The organism is Buttiauxella cochleicola (genome assembly GCF_021282435.1).
Lineage (GTDB): Bacteria > Pseudomonadota > Gammaproteobacteria > Enterobacterales > Enterobacteriaceae > Buttiauxella > Buttiauxella massiliensis.
In genome coordinates, this window is sequence record NZ_JAJSOT010000009.1 from 1 (window position 1) to 20,365 (window position 20,365).

Consider the following 20,365-nt stretch of genomic DNA (forward strand, 5'->3'; position numbering starts at 1 on the left):
GTGGCGACGTGGTGGCGGATGCCAACGGCCAGCTGCGCTATGAAGTGCCGGTGCCGACTCATGCGCTGAATGAAGGCAGTAACGATGTGCAGGTGATGGTCACCGGTGTTGACGCGTCCGGTAACACAGCGATTGCGGTAGAACATAAAAACGTGGTCCTCGACACCCATGCCGAGAACCATGTGATCATCCAGCCGGTGGCCGGTGACGACATCGTCAATGCTAATGAATCGCGCATGCCAACCATGATTAGCGGCGTGGTCAGCGGTGATGCGCACGCAGGTGACCATGTGGTGGTCAGCGTCAACGGTCACGAATTCCGTGGCGACGTGGTGACCGATGAAAACGGCCAGCTGCGCTATAACATCCCGGTGCCAACCCAGGCACTGAACGAAGGCAGTAACGACGTGCAGGTGATGGTCACCGGTGTGGATGCATCCGGTAACACCGCGATTGCGGTCGAGCATAAAAATGTGGTGCTGGATACCCATGCCGAGAACCACGTGATCATCCAGCCGGTGGCCGGTGACGATGTGGTGAATGCCGCCGAGTCCCGGATGCCGACGATGATCTCCGGTGTGGTAAGCGGTGATGCGCAGGCGGGCGATAAAGTCGTTGTCAGCGTGAACGGCCATGAATACCGTGGCGACGTGGTGGCGGATGCCAACGGCCAGCTGCGCTATGAAGTGCCGGTGCCGACCCATGCACTGAACGAAGGCAGTAACGATGTGCAGGTGATGGTCACCGGTGTTGACGCGTCCGGTAACACCGCGATTGCGGTTGAGCACCAAAACGTGGTCCTCGACACCCATGCCGAGAACCATGTGATCATCCAGACCGTGGCCGGTGACAATGTGGTGAATGCCGCCGAGTCCCGGATGCCGACCATGATCTCCGGTGTGGTCAGCGGTGATGCGCACGCAGGTGACCATGTGGTGGTCAGCGTGAATGGCCATGAATACCGTGGCGACGTGGTGGCGGATGCCAACGGCCAGCTGCGCTATGAAGTGCCGGTGCCGACCCATGCATTGAATGAAGGCAATAACGATGTGCAGGTGATGGTCACCGGCGTGGATGCATCCGGTAACACCGCGATTGTGGTTGAGCACCAAAACGTGGTGCTGGACACGCATGCCGAGAACCACGTGATTATCCAGCCGGTGGCCGGTGACGATACCGTCAATGCTAACGAATCCCGCATGCCAACCATGATTAGCGGCGTGGTCAGCGGTGATGCGCACGCAGGTGACCATGTGGTGGTCAGCGTGAACGGCCATGAATACCGTGGCGACGTGGTGGCGGATGAAAACGGCCAGCTGCGCTATGAAGTGCCGGTGCCGACTCATGCGCTGAATGAAGGCAGTAACGATGTGCAGGTGATGGTCACCGGTGTGGATGCATCCGGTAACACCGCGATTGCGGTAGAACATAAAAACGTGGTCCTCGACACCCATGCCGAGAACCATGTGATCATCCAGACCGTGGCCGGTGACAATGTGGTGAATGCCGCCGAGTCCCGGATGCCGACCATGATCTCCGGTGTGGTCAGCGGTGATGCGCACGCAGGTGACCATGTGGTGGTCAGCGTGAATGGCCATGAATACCGTGGCGACGTGGTGGCGGATGCCAACGGCCAGCTGCGCTATGAAGTGCCGGTGCCGACCCATGCATTGAATGAAGGCAATAACGATGTGCAGGTGATGGTCACCGGTGTTGACGCGTCCGGTAACACCGCGATTGCGGTAGAACATAAAAACGTGGTCCTCGACACCCATGCCGAGAACCATGTGATCATCCAGACCGTGGCCGGTGACAATGTGGTGAATGGCGCCGAGTCCCGGATGCCGACCATGATCTCCGGTGTGGTCAGCGGTGATGCGCAGGTGGGCGATAGAGTCGTTGTCAGCGTGAACGGCCATGAATACCGCGGCGACGTGGTGGCGGATGAAAACGGCCAGCTACGCTATGAAGTGCCGGTGCCGACTCATGCGCTGAATGAAGGCAGTAACGATGTGCAGGTGATGGTGACCGGCACCGACAGCGCGGGTAACACCGCGATTGCCGTCGAGCACAAAACGGTGGTGCTGGACACGCAGGCGCATAACGCCCTGACCATCGAAACGGTGGCCGGTGACGACACGGTGAACGCCACTGAATCCCGTATGCCAACACTTATCAGCGGTGAGGTGTCCGGTGATGCGCAGGCGGGCGATCATGTGGTGGTCAGCGTCAACGGTCACGAATTCCGTGGCGACGTGGTGACCGATGAAAACGGCCAGCTGCGCTATGAAATTCCGGTGCCGACAAATGCCCTGACCGAAGGCAGTAACGATGTGCAGGTGATGGTGACCGGCACCGACAGCGCGGGTAACACCGCGATTGCCGTCGAGCACAAAACGGTGGTAGTGGACACGCAGGCGCATAATGCCCTGACTATTGAAACGGTGGCCGGTGACGACACGGTGAACGCCACCGAATCCCGTATGCCAACCATGATTAGCGGCGTGGTCAGTGGTGATGCGCAGGCAGGCGATCATGTGGTGGTCAGCGTCAACGGTCACGAATTCCGTGGCGACGTGGTGACCGATGAAAACGGCCAGTTGCGCTATGAAATTCCGGTGCCGACAAATGCCCTGACCGAAGGCAGTAACGATGTGCAGGTGATGGTGACCGGCACCGACAGCGCGGGTAACACCGCGATTGCCGTCGAGCACAAAACGGTGGTGCTGGACACGCAGGCGCATAATGCCCTGACTATTGAAACGGTGGCCGGTGACGACACGGTGAACGCTACCGAATCCCGTATGCCGACGCTTATCAGCGGTGAGGTGTCCGGGGATGCACACGCAGGCGACCATGTGGTGGTCAGCGTCAACGGTCACGAATTCCGTGGCAACGTGGTGACCGATGAAAACGGCCAGTTGCGTTACGAAATTCCGGTGCCGACAAATGCCCTGACCGAAGGCAGTAACGATGTGCAGGTGATGGTGACCGGCACCGACAGCGCAGGTAACACCGCGATTGCCGTCGAGCACAAAACGGTGGTGCTGGACACGCAGGCGCATAACGCCCTGACCATCGAAACGGTGGCCGGTGACGACACGGTGAACGCCACCGAATCCCGTATGCCAACACTTATCAGTGGTGAGGTGTCCGGTGATGCGCAGGAAGGCGATCATGTGGTGGTCAGCGTCAACGGTCACGAATTCCGTGGCGACGTGGTGACCGATGAAAACGGCCAGCTGCGCTATGAAATTCCGGTGCCGACAAATGCCCTGACCGAAGGCAGTAACGATGTGCAGGTGATGGTCACCGGCACCGACAGCGCGGGTAACGCCACCACGGCAGTGGAGCACAAAACGGTGGTGCTGGACACGCAGGCGCATAACGCCCTGACCATCGAAACGGTGGCCGGTGACGACACGGTGAACGCCACCGAATCCCGTATGCCAACCATGATTAGCGGCGTGGTCAGTGGTGATGCGCAGGCAGGCGACCATGTGGTGGTCAGCGTCAACGGCCAGAATTTCTATGGTACGGTGACCGATGAAAACGGCCAGTTGCGCTATACCGTACCGGTGGCGACTGCGGCACTTTCCGAAGGCAGCAATGACGTGCAGGTGATGGTGACCGGCACCGACAGCGCGGGTAACGCCACCACGGCAATTGAGCACAAAACGGTGGTGCTGGACACTCATGCGCACAATGATTTAACCATCGATACCGTAGCGCGAGATGACATCGTTAACCACGCTGAATCTGAGCGAAACGTGCATATCACGGGCCAGGTTAGCGGCAAAGATGCGCAGTCAGGAGATCTTGTGGATGTAATGGTGCAGGGGCATCATTTCAGCGGCACTGTTTATGCTGATTCACAAGGCCACCTATACTATGACGTCGCCATCCCGCGCGACACACTGGTTGAGGGCGATACCCACGCGCAGGTGACGATTACTAGTCAAGACAATGCAGGCAATACAGCAATTGCCACCCATACACATGACTTCTCCGTCGACCTGCACGCTGAAGCGACGATTACGGTTAACGGCGTTACCGAAGATAACAAACTGAGTCATGCTGAACTGGAAACGCCGAAACAGTTGATCACCGGAGAAGTGGGTGGTGATGCGAGAGTGGGCGATAAAGTTTCTATTGAAATCAATGGCAACCATTTTGGTGGGAAAGTTATCGATTTAGGCGGCGGCAAGCTGGGTTACCAGATTCCAGTAGATTCCTCGGCATTCGGCGACAATAACGCTCACATTAATAAGGATGTGACATTTACGGCGTCTGTGACATCACACGATGCGGTAAACAACGAAGTCACCCAGACCACCACGCACACCGTTCATGTTGATAACTTCGCGACCAATGGTTTCACCATTGGTGCAGTCGCAGACGATAACGTCATCAACATGACTGAGTCGCGCATGCCAACGTTTATCAGCGGTACTGCGAGCGGTGATGCAAAAGCGGGAGATCCGGTTGAAGTTAGCGTAAATGGTCAGACCTATACAGGCAAAGTGGTCGGCAACCCAGGCCATCTGTATTACAACGTGGCGGTGCCATCGAGCCAATTGCATGAAGGCACCAACGATGTTCATGTGAAATTAACCAGCCACGATAAGCTGGGGAACGAGGCAGTTACTGAACATCAAAAAACTGTCACGGTTGATACGCACGCTGAAAATACCGTCTCAATAGATGGTGTCACTCAAGATAACGTTCTGACTCACAGTGAGTTGGGCCATGTCCATAAAACCCACCAGACCATCACTGGCCTTGTGGGCGGTGATGCGAAAGCTGGCGATGAAGTCACTATTGAAATTAACCACCATTATTATGTCGGCCACGTTGAAGTGATTAATGGCCACCTGGGTTATCAGATTCCGGTTCCGTCTGTGGAGTTCAGTGATAACAAAGGGCAGGTTGAAAAAGATGTGACGTTCACTGCTAAAGTCATTTCCCATGACGCGGCGGGTAACGAAGCGATTAACGTTGTTGAACACACCGTTCATGTCGATAACTTCGCCGTCAATGATTTAACCATTGATACCGTGGCGGGCGAAGACTGGGTCAGCAAAGCTGAATCCGATAAGAATGTCATTATTCGTGGTGCCGTCACGGGCGATGATGCAAAAGCTGGCGATGCAGTATCAGTCCGAGTGTCGAGTGTTGATGCTTCCGGTAAGGAAGTACATCATGATTATTCAGGCAACGTTCAAGTTGATTCTAACGGGCATCTGTTTTACTCAGTGCCAGTGCCACCAGGCGGGCTTTATGAGGGTCTCGACACGGTTAAAGTGTCTATCACCAGCCACGATTTAGTCGGTAACGTGGTCACTACTTCACACACGCACGATATCGCGGTCGATACCCACGCGGATGCCAGTATCTCAATTGATAAGGTCACCGAAGATAACGTTCTTAACCATGACGAACTGGATACCCATAGTCAGCTGATAACTGGTGTGGTTGGCGGCGATGCCAGAGTGGGCGATGTGGTGAATATCGATATTAACAATCACCACTTTAGCGGCAACGTTATCGATTTAGGCGGCAAACTGGGCTACCAGATCCCGGTTGATTCCACTGCGTTTAGCGATAACCAAGGCAAAGTCGACGGTAAAGTCAACTTTACCGTATCGGTCACCTCGCACGATGAATTGCACAACGTGGTCACCGTGAGCACCGATCACACAGTTATTCTGGATAACCACGCCGAAGCACATATCACTATGGATACCGTGTCCGGCGATAACATTATCAACCAGCAGGAATCCAAACAGCAGCACACCACTAAAGTCAGCGGTACGGTGAGCGGTGAAGATGTGCATGAGGGCGACAAAGTTCTCATAACGGTGAATAACAATACTTATGAAACGACCGTTGAGCACCAGCCGCATCTCCATGGCGCGCTGGGTTACAGCGTGGATGTCAGTACTCGGGACATTATGGCCGATCCGAAGGTGACGGCACATATTGTCGGTCATGATGGCGCCTTAAACTACCAGCCAGCAGAGGTCACGACAGACTTAAAGGTTGATCTACAAGCCGAAGCGAGCATCACTATCAATAAAGTGACCGGCGACAACATGATCAACGGTGAAGAGTCGCAGCATGATTTCACTACGGTTTCAGGAACTGTAGGCGGTGATGCTAAAGAAGGCGATCTGGTTACTCTGCACATTAACAACATGGATCTGACGGCAAAAGTGACTCGCGACAGCAGTGGTCACCTGGTGTGGACCAAAGAGGTCAGTACCCATGATCTGATGGCGGATCCAAGCTTCACCGCAACGGTAACCGTTACTGATGAGGCTAATAACAGAGCATCAGCAGAAGCGAAGCAGGATATCGTTGTTGATACTAAGGTTGAAGCCACTATCTCCGTTGATAATGTGACTGCCGATAATACTCTTAACGGCGACGAACTGAAGCATGGCTACACACTGGTGAGTGGTAAGGTTACAGGTGAAATGCAGCCTGGTGATCCACTGACTCTGAAGGTGAATAATCACACCTATAATGGAGTTGTGGAAAACCTTGGTGTCGATGATCAGGGCAAAGTCATCATGGGTTATCACATCCCGGTGGTCACTACTGATATCCAGGCAAATCCAAATATCCACGCCAGTATCGACGTTACCGATACGGCAAAAAACCACACTGTTGCCACAGCCGATCACAACGTTGGCATAGACGACCATGCTGAAGCGTCCGTGACGATTAATATTGTTTCGGGTGACGATGTGCTAAATGGACTCGATCAACAATCTCCGAACACGATAATCAATGGTCGCGTCGGTGGTGAAGTGACAGACGGGGATATCGTCGATGTGACTGTTGATGGCGTGGTTTATCATGCCACAGTAGGGCCGCAGACATTCCTCGGAGGTGGTTTGGGTTACACCCTGGAAGTGCCGACTCAAGGTCTGGTGCATAATCCTCATATCACGGCAACCATCTCCATGGATGATGCAGCGGGTAATACTGCGACGGTGGGTGCGACGCGTGATGTTTCTAGCGATGACCATGCGTCTGCAACCGTCACCATTGATCGTGTTACTGATGACAACACAATCAACAATGCAGAGGCGCACTTACCGCATACCACTATTACTGGGCACGTTACTGGTGACGTTCACCTCGGCGATGTCGTTGATCTCACTGTAAATGGCCAACATTATTATGGTGCCGTAAGCAATCAATCTAATGGTCTGGGTTATAGCATTGACGTCAGTACCGATGATTTGATCTCCGGTGGCAGTAAACCGGTTATTCATGCTGAGGTGACAGGCTCAGATGCAGCCGGGAATACCATTAGGGCAGACTTTGACCGTGTGGTGAATATCGATACGCGAGCTGATGCTGAAATTCATATAACTCCGGGATCTTTAGAATTAAATAGCTCCCACGATTTTTGGATCATGGAAGGAACGGTTGGCGGTGATGCTAAAGAAGGCGATCTGATAGAAATTACTGCTGGCGGTAAAACTTACAATACGCATGTCATTAAAGATAATCTTGGTCATCTCGTGTTCAATGGCGACCACTTAATTGACCCGACGACGGGTGGAAAGGCGTATATCAACCCTCATGATTTAGATGCCAATGCCGACATTACCGTCAAGATTACTACCACAGACAGATACGGTAATACCGAAACGGCCAGCGATCACATGCATGCCAACCTGCCGTGGCCGCCTACCGTTGTTACCGACCCTAACCATGGCAATACGACTACGCCTCCACATGATGGCAACAATGGTCACACCACTACGCCGACGGTGCCTCACGTTAACATTACCGTGAGTCCGGTCGCAGGCGACAACTGGATAAACAACACTGAATCTAAATCTGACAATGGTCAGACAGTGATTCGCGGAACCGTATCAGGCGATGTACATGTAGGTGACCAGGTCATTATCTATCTCGGAACCCGGCCTTATCACGGTGAAGTCTTCGAGCGCCCTAATCTTCCTGGAGAGTATGGTTATGCAATTAAGGTTGATACCGATGAGCTCCAGAACCACCCAGGCTTCAGCGTCACTATGTTCGGTGGAACAAGCCACGCTGAGGGCATGGTTATTTTTGATACCGACGTCTCCGCCCAAATTCATCTAAATGATATTGCGGGTGATAACACGATTAATATTGTGGAGTCGCAAGGTGGGACGACCACCATCAGCGGAACAGTATCTGGCGATAATATACATGCCGGTAGTAACGTAACTCTGATGGTTAACAACCACCAAATTACGACTCAGGTAAGCGAAGATCTGACCACTCATAAATTGGTATTTAGCCAGGAAGTGAGCATTGACGATCTGCGTCAGGATCCGAATGTCAGCGTGAGTGTGACTGGACGTGATGAGCACGGTAACGCTATTACGGTTACGGACGGCAAAACTGTTGCCGTTGACACCGAAGTTTCAGCTCATATCACCGTCGATAACATCACTGATGACAACATCATCAACTTGAACGAGAGCAAAAATGCTACCACTGCCGTCACCGGCAAGGTTTCAGGTGATGTAAATCCTGGCGATCATGTCACGCTGACGGTTAACGGGCATCAATATACAAATATCGAAGTGGATCAAAACCTCAACTACAAGGTTGATGTTTTGACCAGCGATCTGATGCAAGGCAAGTCGGTAACTGCCGAAGTCACAGGCCATGATGCAGCGGGGAACGTCATCACCACACAAGAGACCCACGGTGTTAGTGTTGATACCAGCGCCGGCGCTACCGTCACAATTAACACGGTTTCGGGTGACAATATCCTCAGCGCGAAGGATCTTCAGTCAGGTAAAACTGAAGTGAGCGGTGTGGTGGGTGGTGATGCGGCTAAAGGTGATGTAGTAACCATTACAGTCAACCATGTACCGACTCAAGTCACCGTCATTGAGTTGCCAAATATGAACGGCCAATTGGGCTACGTCGCTCAAGTTAATACTTCCGATCTGCAAGCCAATCCAAATATTCATGTCTCGGTCAGTGGGGAAGATGGCGCGCATAACAGTTTCGAAGCGCATAGTGATAAGTTGCTGACAATTGATGACCATGCGAATGTCAGCCTAAATATCAATAATGTTTCAGGCGACAACGTACTGAATGCCGTCGAAAGCAATCAGCCCAAAACCGAAATTACCGGTACGGTCAGGGGCGATGTTCATGCTGGCGACAATGTGATGGTGACTGTTAATGGCAATACCATTCCCGCGACTCTTCATGAAACTGGGGGCGGTAGCTTAGCCTTTACGATTCAGGTCGACACAGTTGACCTCCTTCAGGACCAGAAAATTACTTATTCAGTAACCGGTGTTGATGAGGTGGGTAACACGGTGACTATCACCGGAGAAAACACCGTTACCATTGATCAGGTTGCTTCAAACAAAATCAATATCGGCACCATTTCGGGTGACGATAAAGTGAATATTGTCGAGCATGATGCGGGTACCACTCTGGTCACTGGGGTCGTGACGGGGGATGCACATGCGGGCGACCCGGTTACTTTGACAGTCAACGGTGTGTCTGTACCTGGCGGCGTTGTCGCCGAGGTTAATGGTAAGCTGACCTACGAAATTCCTGTTTCGACCAGCGTGTTACATGAAGGGGATAATACCGTTGTTGTGACAGTAACGGGTCATGATGCTCCGGGTAACATCGCAACTTCAACTGATACCCACACCATTACGCTTGATACACAAATTCATGCTTCTATCACTCTTGATCCGGTAGCAGGCAACGATGTTATCAATGCCGCAGAGTCTGACTCTGTTTCTGTTAAAGGCGTGGTTAGTACGGATTCCGATGCGAAGCTGGGTGATGAAGTCACAGTGACGGTGAACGGCAAGTCGTTCACGGGTGTGGTTCAGGATATTAATGGTCATCCGGGTTACGACATTCATGTGGATAAAGGGTATCTGCACGAAGGGAGCAACACCTTTGATGTGAGTATCAAAGCAACGGATGGTGCTGGAAACGAAATCACTGTTCATGCGGGACATGAGGTGCTGATGGATACGCAACTCAACGCCTCCATCACTCTGGACACGGTGGCTGGAAACAATGTCATCAATGCTGCAGAGTCTGACCATGTTTCTGTCACCGGCACGGTTGGCAGGGATGTCGATGCACAACTGGGCAATGATGTGACAGTGACGGTCAACGGCAAGTCGTTCACCGGTGAGATTAAAGTAATTAATGGCCATCTGGGTTACGACATTCCGGTAGACAAAGGATACCTGCACGAAGGGACAAACACCTTTGATGTGAGCGTCTCTGCGACAGATGCTGCCGGTAACGCAATCACCGTACATGACTCACACGATGTGCATGTGGATACGCAGCTTGGTGCCACCATCACGCTCGAGCCGGTTGCGGCGAACGATGTCATCAACGCCGCCGCTGCTGACCATGTTTCGGTTAAAGGTGTGGTTAGTACGGATTCCGATGCGAAGCTGGGTGATGAAGTCACAGTGACGGTGAACGGCAAGTCGTTCACGGGTGTGGTTCAGGATATTAATGGCCATCTGGGTTACGACATTCCGGTAGACAAAGGGTACCTGCAAGAAGGGACAAATACCTTTGATGTGAGCGTCTCTGCGACGGATGCTGCCGGTAACGCAATCACCGTTCATGACTCACACGATGTGCATGTGGATACACAGATTGGTGCCACCATCACGCTCGAGCCGGTTGCGGCGAACGATGTCATCAACGCCGCCGCTGCTGACCATGTTTCGGTTAAAGGTGTGGTTAGTACGGATTCCGATGCGAAGCTGGGTGATGAAGTCACGGTGACGGTCAACGGCAAGTCGTTCACGGGTGTGGTTCAGGATATTAATGGTCATCCGGGTTACGACATTCATGTGGACAAAGGGTACCTGCACGAAGGGACAAACACCTTTGATGTGAGCGTCTCTGCGACAGATGCTGCCGGTAACGCAATCACCGTACATGACTCACACGATGTGCATGTGGATACGCAGCTTGGTGCCACCATCACGCTCGAGCCGGTTGCGGCGAACGATGTCATCAACGCCGCCGCTGCTGACCATGTTTCGGTGACCGGCACGGTGGGTACGGATTCCGATGCGAAGCTGGGTGATGAAGTCACGGTGACGGTGAACGGCAAGTCGTTCACGGGTGTGGTCCAGGATATTAATGGGCATCCGGGTTACGACATTCATGTGGATAAAGGATACCTGCACGAAGGGACAAATACCTTTGATGTGAGTATCAAAGCGACTGACGGTACCGGAAACGAAATCACCGTTCATGCCGGGCACGATGTGCATGTCGATACACAGCTTGGTGCCACCATCACGCTTGAGCCAGTGGCAGGGAACGATGTCATCAATGCCGCAGAGTCTGATCATGTTTCTGTTAAAGGCGTGGTTAGTACGGATTCAGATGCAAAACTGGGTGATGAAGTCACGGTGACGGTGAACGGCAAGTCGTTCACGGGTGTGGTTCAGGATATTAATGGTCATCCGGGTTACGACATTCATGTGGATAAAGGATACCTGCACGAAGGGAGCAACACCTTTGATGTGAGTATCAAATCGACTGACGGTGCCGGAAACGACATCACCGTTCATGCTGGTCATGAAGTGCTGATGGATACCCATCTCAACGCCACCATCACCCTGGACACGGTGTCAGGCAACAATGTTATCAATGCCGCAGAGTCTGACCATGTTTCTGTCACCGGCACGGTTGGCAGGGATGTCGATGCACAACTGGGCAATGAAGTGACAGTGACTGTCAACGGCAAGTCGTTCACCGGTGAGATTAAAGTAATTAATGGCCATCTGGGTTACGACATTCATGTAGACAAAGGGTACTTGCACGAAGGGAAAAATACCTTTGATGTGAGCGTCTCTGCGACGGATAAAGCTGGTAACGCAATCACCGTTCATGACTCACATGATGTACTGGTGGATACCCACGCTGACGCTAAGATCACTATCGATAAAGTGACAGGTGATAACCACATAGACTCGCATGAAGCGCATCATCATGTGACTCATATTACCGGCCAGGTTGATAGTTCTGATGTAAATGCCAACGATCATATGAACGCCACTATCAATGGCAAACATTATGACGTGACATTGCACGAAGATAATGGGCACTTGACCTACGACATTCCGGTAAATACCGCCGAACTTCATGCTGGTAAAAATAACGTGGATGTTTCCGTTGCTGCTCACGATGAGCATGGCAACACCAACGTGTTCCATCAAAAGGCTGATATTACGATGGATGATCCATCCCATCGTGGAAAGCATGATGTTGATGGTAGTGACAAATCACTCCATGCTGCTAATGCACCTTCTCACGATCATGGATTAAGTAACTTGTTTGGCGATGACAATGACTCGTTCTCCTTTAATCTTGCCCATGATTCGAAAGGTCATCACGGCGATGAAGGACTGAAGGTGTTTACTGGCAAAGATAGTGCCCATTTCGACAAAGTTGATCTCAGTGATTTGGCTCATGAGCTGCACGAAGTCACGGATATTGCGCAGATGATTAAGGTTGTTGAGGCACCACAACACGGCAAGGGGGGAGCTACCGATGCGGTCTCTCCTGCGCCGGCGGTTCCAGGACATGCTGGTGATGCACATCATGCCAGCTATGACTCAGCTGGGTCTGCAACCCATTCACTGGATCACTTAATCCCAAAGCCTGAGCAGTTCCACTCATAATTGAGAGTTACCGCCCTTTACCGGGCGGTGATATCACATGCACTTAAAAGGTATCGAAAATGTATTACGTTCAACGTAATGAAGAAGGCCAGTTAACGCGGGTTGAAAGCGAGCCGTTTAGCGGCATGACGGGTGAGATTTTCTCACAGACTCCGGAGATTGCAGCCTGGAACAGCGCCCGTGATGTGGTTGATGGGACTTTACAGAATCGAGAGTTGCTTCAGCGAAGCGACCTGGAAATGGTCCGCGTTCTGGACGATCTGATTTTTTTGCTGATTCAAAAAGGTGTGATAACCATTACTGATTTGCCAGCAATGGCACAGGTTAAGCTGATGAATCGTGCGCAGGCGCGCCAGGGATTAGGTGGGTTAGAGGATTTATTAAACTCTGACGACCAGGGCATCTTCTAAATAGCCGTCATATTTCGAGCTGCTTCTGCGTTGACTGCGTTCACAAACCCCAGTCACTTACTTTTGTAAGCTCCTGGGGATTATGCGGCCCATCCATGGGCCTTACCCCTTTGGGGACGCTGCAAGCAGCGTTCAAATTTGTTCCAGACAAATTTGTTGCTCTCTTGCCGCCTTGATGCAACTCGAACTATTTAGGCTACGCATTAGTGAACGCGTTTAATGGTTTGTAGGGTGGATAAGCGAAGCGTCATCCACCATTTTTTACTGCTTAAAACGGAGCTGGTTCACCTAACAACTGCCCCATAGCACCGTAAATCCCCACCTCTTGCAGCACTCGCAGTTCACCTTCGGTTTCTACTCGCTCGGCAATCAATGGCAGATCAATGTTGTTTGTCGCACCGTGTAACACGTCAATAAACAAGCGCTTATCGTTTTCAATATCAATATGGCGGATGTAGCTGGAGTCGATTTTCAGATAAGCCAGGCCCCATTGTGACAGGTGGCCAATCATATCGAAGCGACTACCGAAGTGTTGCAGGCCCAGGCCACAGCCATAATGATTTAGCGACTTGATAAATACTTCCATCTGCTCAGGTTCTGGCAACTGGTTTTCATCCAGCTCCAGAATTAAGCGGTTGGCAAGCTGCGGGCTTTGCTTCAGTGGGCTGAGGAGCTGTTTGATACTCGCTTCATTCGCCAGTGAATTTCCGGACAAGCTGAGCGCCAGATAGCCTGGGTAGCTTTTCAACTGCTTCAGGGTCAGGCTCAACATCACCTGGTCAAGACGTTGGCTCCAGCCAAAGCGGTGAATCCATGGCAGGAAGCGGCCGGCGGTAATGCTGTTGCCGTTTTCATCCACGATGCGCGACAACACTTTGTAATGAATAATTTTCTGTGTATTTTTACAATCGACAACCGGCTGGAAGAATAACTGGAACTGCTCTTTACTCAACGCATTTTCAAGGCGAGTAAACCACAGATGTTGGTCTTCCAGGGCTGCGTCAGTTTGTACCACAGGCAGGAAGTTAGTCTGATGCGTGGTATGCGTTTCTGATTCCGTCAGCGCGCGGTCAGCCTGAACAATCAGCGACTGCGCTGAATCGCCGTAGCTAAACGGCACCATTCCTGTATGTGCGACAGGGTTCATGTCAGACATACCGGTGGCATAGAATGCGGCAAGCTGCTGATTGAGCGAGTTTTGCAAATTCAGCATTTCATTATGTGTGACACCCGGGCAGAGCAGGGCGAATTCACCACCACGGATACGCGCAAGAATACTGTCTGAACCGGCGTATTGGTTTCTCACCACATTCATCATATCGGCAACATGTTTGAGCAGGTTGTCAGTATGCGGGCCGCCAAAACGTTGGTTCAAGCCACCCAGATCCTGAATACGCAGTAACAGTAAATATCCTGATGCGGTTTCTTCGTCGCTTAAACGTGTTTGCATCTGCATATCGAAAGCACGGCGGTTAGCAATACCTGTCTGGCTGTCGATATAGGCTTCATTGTGCAGGCGTTCACTGTGCTCAGCTTGATCTTCAAATAGCGTTTTGAGTTTGGTGACCATCAGGTTCATGGCTTCAACTACACGGCGCAGTTCTGGGGTTTTCGGTAAGTCGATCTGAGTCAGATATTCACGACGAGTAATAGCTTGCGATTGTTTAACCATGTAATTGAGCGGGCGTAACTGGCGGCGTAATAGTGCAGCACCTGCCAGAATACACACGACGCTACAGGCCAGCATCCACAGAAGGTTCGCCAGCGTGCTTTGCCACAAACGCTTAATCGCAAACACTGGGTTGCTTATCACCTCAACACGGGCTGCTTGTTGCCAGCCGCGCATAATGGTTGCTTCTGCGGGTTGCGGAGAGACATTGACCAACGAGACAAACCAGGCTGGAACCTCAGGTACGGACAAAGAGGCGGTGCGCTCAAGAATAGTTTTGCCGCTAGCTTGATCGATAACACGGATAGCATCGTAATAACCGCTATCAAAAATCGAGCTGACCATCAGTTCGATCATCGCGGGATCGTCAACGTGCGGAGTGAGTGATAGGCCCAGTGCGGTTGCAGCATCCTGCGCATGTGAAAGCAGCTGATTATTGTACTGCTCTCGAGAACTTTCGAGATTAACAATAAAACTGCCGCTGAATATAATCAGCATAAAAAGAAAGATAGCTATAAGAAGCTGTTTGAAAAGAGACACAGGCTATTTCCTATTCATCAATTGGGAAACCCTCTTCCCGCATTTTTTTCAACACATCCTGCCAGCGAGAAAGGCGCTTACTATCCCCGACACGTTTATTATTCTGACTTCCTGGTAACCACAGACCGTTATCATTGAAGGAATACACAGGTAATAAATCCGTACGCTTGGTTGCAGGTAAAATGTTATCCGTCAAACTATCAAGTACTATCGGTATTGCATCGGGTGTTTCGTACCAGGTTAATACCATATGTGCTTTATCAAGACGTAAGGCTTTAACGTAGGTAATACGCAGCTTTTCTCCTGAAACACCTAGCTGACGTAATGTGAAATATTTAGCGATGGCGTAGTCTTCGCAATCTGCCTCCCCTTTTCGAAGGGATTCTATCGGTGTCGCCCAGTAGTCAATTACGTGCCAGATATCAATATCTTCACGATAGTGCAGCTTCTGGTTAAAAAAGTGGTTCACCGCACTTAATTGTTCAGACTCACTTTTGTTTCGCTGCTCAAGCAGCAACTGCTGCCAGTCATCAATTCGCTGCCCGGCGTCAATAGGTGCAGGGCCATACAGTTTGTCGGTGCGTTGTTGAATGGTGGTGAAATCCCAGGCAGCACGTAGCGAGCTTCCCGCCAATAACAACAACAGCATGCCAGAAAATATGAAATGCGTAGCGAGTCTGGTATGCAAAAATTTCCTGACTGAGTTCAATTACACGTCCACATAGAGGCGCTTAATATTGGGTGTTCTGTGTGTTTTTCATGACCACTTTTTGCGCCAGCCATTTACTGGTTAGTTGAGCATTGAGTGGCGATTCGAATATTTGGCCCAGTGTTTTGTCGACAAAAGCCACAAACAGTGGGTCTTCTTTTCTCATCATAAGGGCATATTTCATTTTATCACCAACAACCTCAGACGAAACGGTGAACTCTTCAGGGTGTTCACTTTGGTTGATATACGGATAAGCCACAATATCATCCAATATTAATGCGGCTGTACGTTTTTGCATCATCATATCGAAGGCATCTTCCACAGTATCTGAAGTCACAATCGAAAGGCTAAGATTTTTTTCGCGATTAATCTTGTTCAGTTCTAATAGGTCTTTAGAGCCGCGCGGCACAGCAATGGCTCTGCCTTTTAAATCATTAAGAGATTTAATATTATTAGTGCGGAGGGAGATGATTCGCATGTTTGCAACAAAGTAATCAACCGAAAAAGAGACGCTGTTTTGGCGCTCAGGTGCAACAGTGTTAACGCTGCAATCTAAATCAATCTTACTGGAGTTTAGTGCAGAGACACGCTCGGTAAATAAAATGGGAATATAATGAATAGCAAGTTTTTTGATACCCAGACTTACTCGTAATTGATCAGCAATCATATTACACAGTTCAATGGTGTACCCCGTGACTTTGCCATCGCTATCGCGGAATGAAAACGGCTCAAGCTGGCGATAGCCTATGTTTATGGTACTGCTCGATTTAATATGATCCAGCGTAACCGATTTTTGTTCTGCGGATAGTTGCTGGGATACCATGGAAAATGGTAACAAGATCAACGCGCTGAACAGATACTTAATCTTAAGATTAAATGAATTTTTCATTTTAGTTCGCATGGGTTGATGTTGATACAATTAATGCTTTTAGCGCATCTGACATGGGAATATTGAGATTTATCGACTTAGGCGGTATGGGGGACATAAACCAGTGTTGATAAAAACGCGGAAAGTCTTTACTGATGAGAATTGAACGCATGGCATCATCGATAAAGTTTTTAAATTCCCGGTCATTTAACGGCAGGAGCAAGCCTGCAGGTATCGGCTGGCTAAACACCTCATCCGATATTTCGAACTCATCAGGATTAGGGGATTGGGTCATCATACCTTTAAGTAGCACGTAGCTTGAAATTAATGCAGGTAATTCCCCCGATTCAAGGCTCTGAAAAGCTGCATTGTTATTATTTTCTAGCTCTATATTGAGGTTGAGTTCGTTCACATTATTAAGTTGATGCAGTTGCTCAACATAGATTGTGCCACTTTTCACTAGCACACTGTGGCCGGCTAAATCTTCGATTGTGTCGGTGTGATTATTTTTTCGTGTGATAAAGCGTGTGCTGGAAAAGAAGAAGGGGAGGGTAAATTCTGCTTGTTGGTGGCGTAACTCTGAATAAAATGCCGGAATGCACATCATATCTGTCGCGTGGTTTTTGATTAAAACAAATTGTGAGGCAGTGCTACTTTTGACCCAGCGAACTTTCAGATCTTTTAGTTTTAATTTTACTTTAAGTGCATCAACGATTTTATTACAAATATCTATGGAGTAACCCGCTGGATGCTGGGACTCAACATACGAAAATGGGAAAGCATCATCTTGATAGCCGAGCGTGATGGTTTTTGTCTCGGCTATCCTGTCCAGGGTTGGTTTACTATGAATGTTATGCGCCCGGCACAGCGGGCTTATCAAAAGTAATAGAGCAATGGCCAGATACGAGTTTTTACAAAACCATGGCTTATTCAGCATTGCAAACCTCGCCATCAATGACTTTATTACCAAAGGTTGGCTCCAGATCTTTTTCTGGCAACGGTCGACTGTAATAGTACCCTTGTACGTTTTGGCAGGAAATACGTCGTAAAATAGTCCGCTGCTGTTCGGTTTCGACACCTTCAGCCGTCACACTCATGCCATATTTCTGGGCAAACTGAATCAGCATCACGACCAGATATTGACTGGCACTTTCTTGTTCCAGTTTCATAATCAGTGTGCGGGCGATTTTTATGCGCGTGAATGGATAAATAAGCAGGTAATCCAATGCTGCGTACCCGGTACCAAGGTCATCCATTGCAATTGAGATGCCCATCTCGCGAATGCTATTAAAGACGGGTAATGCGATAGACTGATCCAGTTTTTCGGATTCAGTGACTTCGATTTCAAGGCGGTTTGCCGAAAGCCCACTTTGTTTCAGCGCATCAACAATAATATCCAGCAAGCCTGGGCTATGAAGTTGATAGGCCGAAATATTGACCGCAACTTTTATTGATTCGGGCCATTTGGCCGCAGCCATACACGATTGGCGAATAATCCACTCGCCCAGGCGGATAATCAGACCTGATTCTTCAGCAATATTAATGAAGTAATCAGGGTATATCAGACCTTTGGTTGGATGATTCCAACGAATAAGCGATTCATAACCACAAACAGTTTCATTTTCCAAATCGACAATCGGCTGGTAGTGCAGCACAAACTCATTGTTATCGATGCTATTAATGATTTCCTGGTTCACAAACACACTGTTGGTGTGCTTCATCATCATGCCATCTTCAAAGAAGTGGTAGCAGCCACGGCCACTGTGTTTTGAGGCATACAAGGCCAAATCGGCATTAATCATTAATGTTGTCGCGCTATTACCCTGAGAAGGGGCCGTGACAATACCGACGCTGCAACTGATCGCAAAAGAGTTGGTGCCGTAGGTAAATGGAATGCTTAATGCACGGACAATTTTTTGCGACAGCGCGGCGGCTTCCTGATTATTGTCAGACTTCACGCTTTGCAGAATTGCGAACTCATCACCGCCCAAGCGGGCAGCAAAATCCATTGGCCCTAACAGCAGTGATAGACGTTGCGCCACGCCAATAAGTACTTCATCCCCTGCCGAGTGGCCGAAGGTATCGTTTACCGGTTTAAAGTTATCAAGGTCAATAAGCAGAAGGTTGAATAGTTGCCCGTTCTGATTCACTTCGCGGATGCACTTATCAAGAGCCTGGCTAAAGGAGGCGCGGTTCGGGAAGCCGGTCAGGGAATCATGGTGAGCCATGTATTCCATTTTTTGCGACATCTCCTGCATTTTTTGCAGGTAATCTCGTTCGACCATCGCTACGCGCAGTTTTTCAATTGCTGAAGCAAGCCTCCCGATTTCGTCATCCTGGTCCAGGTATGGAGTAATCAGATCGGTCTGTTCGTGTGCAATGCGGGTCAATGAGTTTATAAGCACGGGTACCGGGCGGAACAGGCGGCGCATAAAGATGGTCACAAGCGCCAGAGTGCACAATAAAATCAATGCCAGAATGACAAAGGTCTTCTTCAGCATGGCGTCATAAGCCGCATACAATTGGCTTTTATTACCAATACTGCTGATTAAGCTGCCAAGTATTTCACCTGATGGCGCAAGGATCGGAACGGCGCTAATAAAGCACTCTTTTCCATTAATAGTGGCAAAGCCAATGTAATAGTTCACCAGAACGTCTGTGGCTCTTTGCCCTTTGAAGGTGATTTTTGATTCTGGTGATTCCGAATTATTGCTGATGCCCTGAAAGCCTTTTTCCGGCGTATAAAGGAAAAGCCATGTTGGATTGCGGGTTTGTACTGAGGCGAGCGCTAGCACATCGACTGGGTTATAACCGGTCTGGATGACAGAGTCCGGATCACCGAGTTTGTGCTCCGAGACAATTCGCGTGATTTGCCCCGTAGGGCTCGTTCCTACAGCAACATTGGTGTACACGTTACGGACAATGTAAGTCATTATCTGAGCATTCGCTTCAGCCTGGTGAACCCATTGCTGGTACGAGAAACTATCAATCAGGCCCCAACCAGCACATGCACCCGCACCAAACGCAATCAGAACTCCAGCCAATAAGAATTGGGTGACTTTCCCCGCGATAGAATGGTGCCAACCTTTTACGCTTTTAAGCGCGAAAAAATTTTTAGCCACAGATTGTTAGTATCCTAATGAACGCGAATGACTCATGAATTAAAGATTTGGTATTAACTCATTGCTATATATTGTCTGGTTGTTGCTTTTATGTGAGTTTTTTTATGAAGTGTGTCAGACGTTGCGTCAACAATAATGAACTATTGTGTAACATTATTGATGATTATATTTATAAAGGAAAAATGACGCGCCGGGACTATAGTTAACCCAACAGGTCAAGTCAATCATAAAGAATGTACATTAAACACTAATTTAAGTATTGATTGATCCTCTTTAACATTCCAGTTAAATAAACACTTTCAGCACTGCGAGATATTGTCCT

7 protein-coding genes are annotated in these 20,365 nt (G+C 49.8%); 2 read left to right on the forward strand and 5 right to left on the reverse strand.

Annotation, left to right across the window (positions count from 1 at the left end; translation table 11 throughout):
• Window positions 1–11 precede the first annotated feature (11 nt).
• Window positions 12–12,725: an Ig-like domain-containing protein gene (locus tag LVQ77_RS18365; protein ID WP_232905183.1), complete on the forward strand. Its 12,714-nt coding sequence runs from the start codon at window positions 12–14 to the stop codon at window positions 12,723–12,725.
• A gap of 59 nt (window positions 12,726–12,784) precedes the next feature.
• Window positions 12,785–13,135, forward strand: coding sequence for a tryptophan synthase subunit beta (locus LVQ77_RS18370; protein ID WP_232865794.1), 351 nt, complete (start codon window positions 12,785–12,787; stop codon window positions 13,133–13,135).
• Between the two features lie 268 nt (window positions 13,136–13,403).
• Here LVQ77_RS18370 and lapD read toward each other — a convergent pair whose 3' ends face one another.
• From lapD to LVQ77_RS22405, 5 genes are all read right to left on the reverse strand, one after another.
• The gene (lapD, locus tag LVQ77_RS18375) at window positions 13,404–15,344 is read right to left on the reverse strand and encodes a cyclic di-GMP receptor LapD (protein ID WP_232905184.1); all 1,941 of its coding nucleotides are present in this window, start codon (window positions 15,342–15,344) and stop codon (window positions 13,404–13,406) included.
• 10 nt (window positions 15,345–15,354) lie between these two features.
• Window positions 15,355–15,993 (reverse strand): cysteine protease LapG, encoded by a 639-nt coding sequence (gene lapG / locus LVQ77_RS18380; RefSeq protein WP_232905255.1) that lies wholly within the window; start codon window positions 15,991–15,993, stop codon window positions 15,355–15,357.
• An 82-nt stretch (window positions 15,994–16,075) separates the two neighbouring features.
• Entirely contained in the window at window positions 16,076–16,942 is an 867-nt protein-coding gene (locus LVQ77_RS18385; RefSeq protein WP_232905185.1) for an amino acid ABC transporter substrate-binding protein, read from the reverse strand.
• 1 nt (window position 16,943) lies between these two features.
• Complete coding sequence (locus LVQ77_RS18390) at window positions 16,944–17,858, reverse strand: transporter substrate-binding domain-containing protein (protein ID WP_232865791.1); 915 nt, start codon at window positions 17,856–17,858, stop codon at window positions 16,944–16,946.
• Window positions 17,848–20,043 carry a putative bifunctional diguanylate cyclase/phosphodiesterase gene (locus LVQ77_RS22405; protein ID WP_232865790.1) on the reverse strand — a complete coding sequence of 732 codons (2,196 nt, stop codon included), beginning with the start codon at window positions 20,041–20,043 and terminating at the stop codon, window positions 17,848–17,850. The genes LVQ77_RS18390 and LVQ77_RS22405 overlap by 11 nt, the downstream gene beginning before the upstream one ends.
• Window positions 20,044–20,365: the final 322 nt, after the last annotated feature.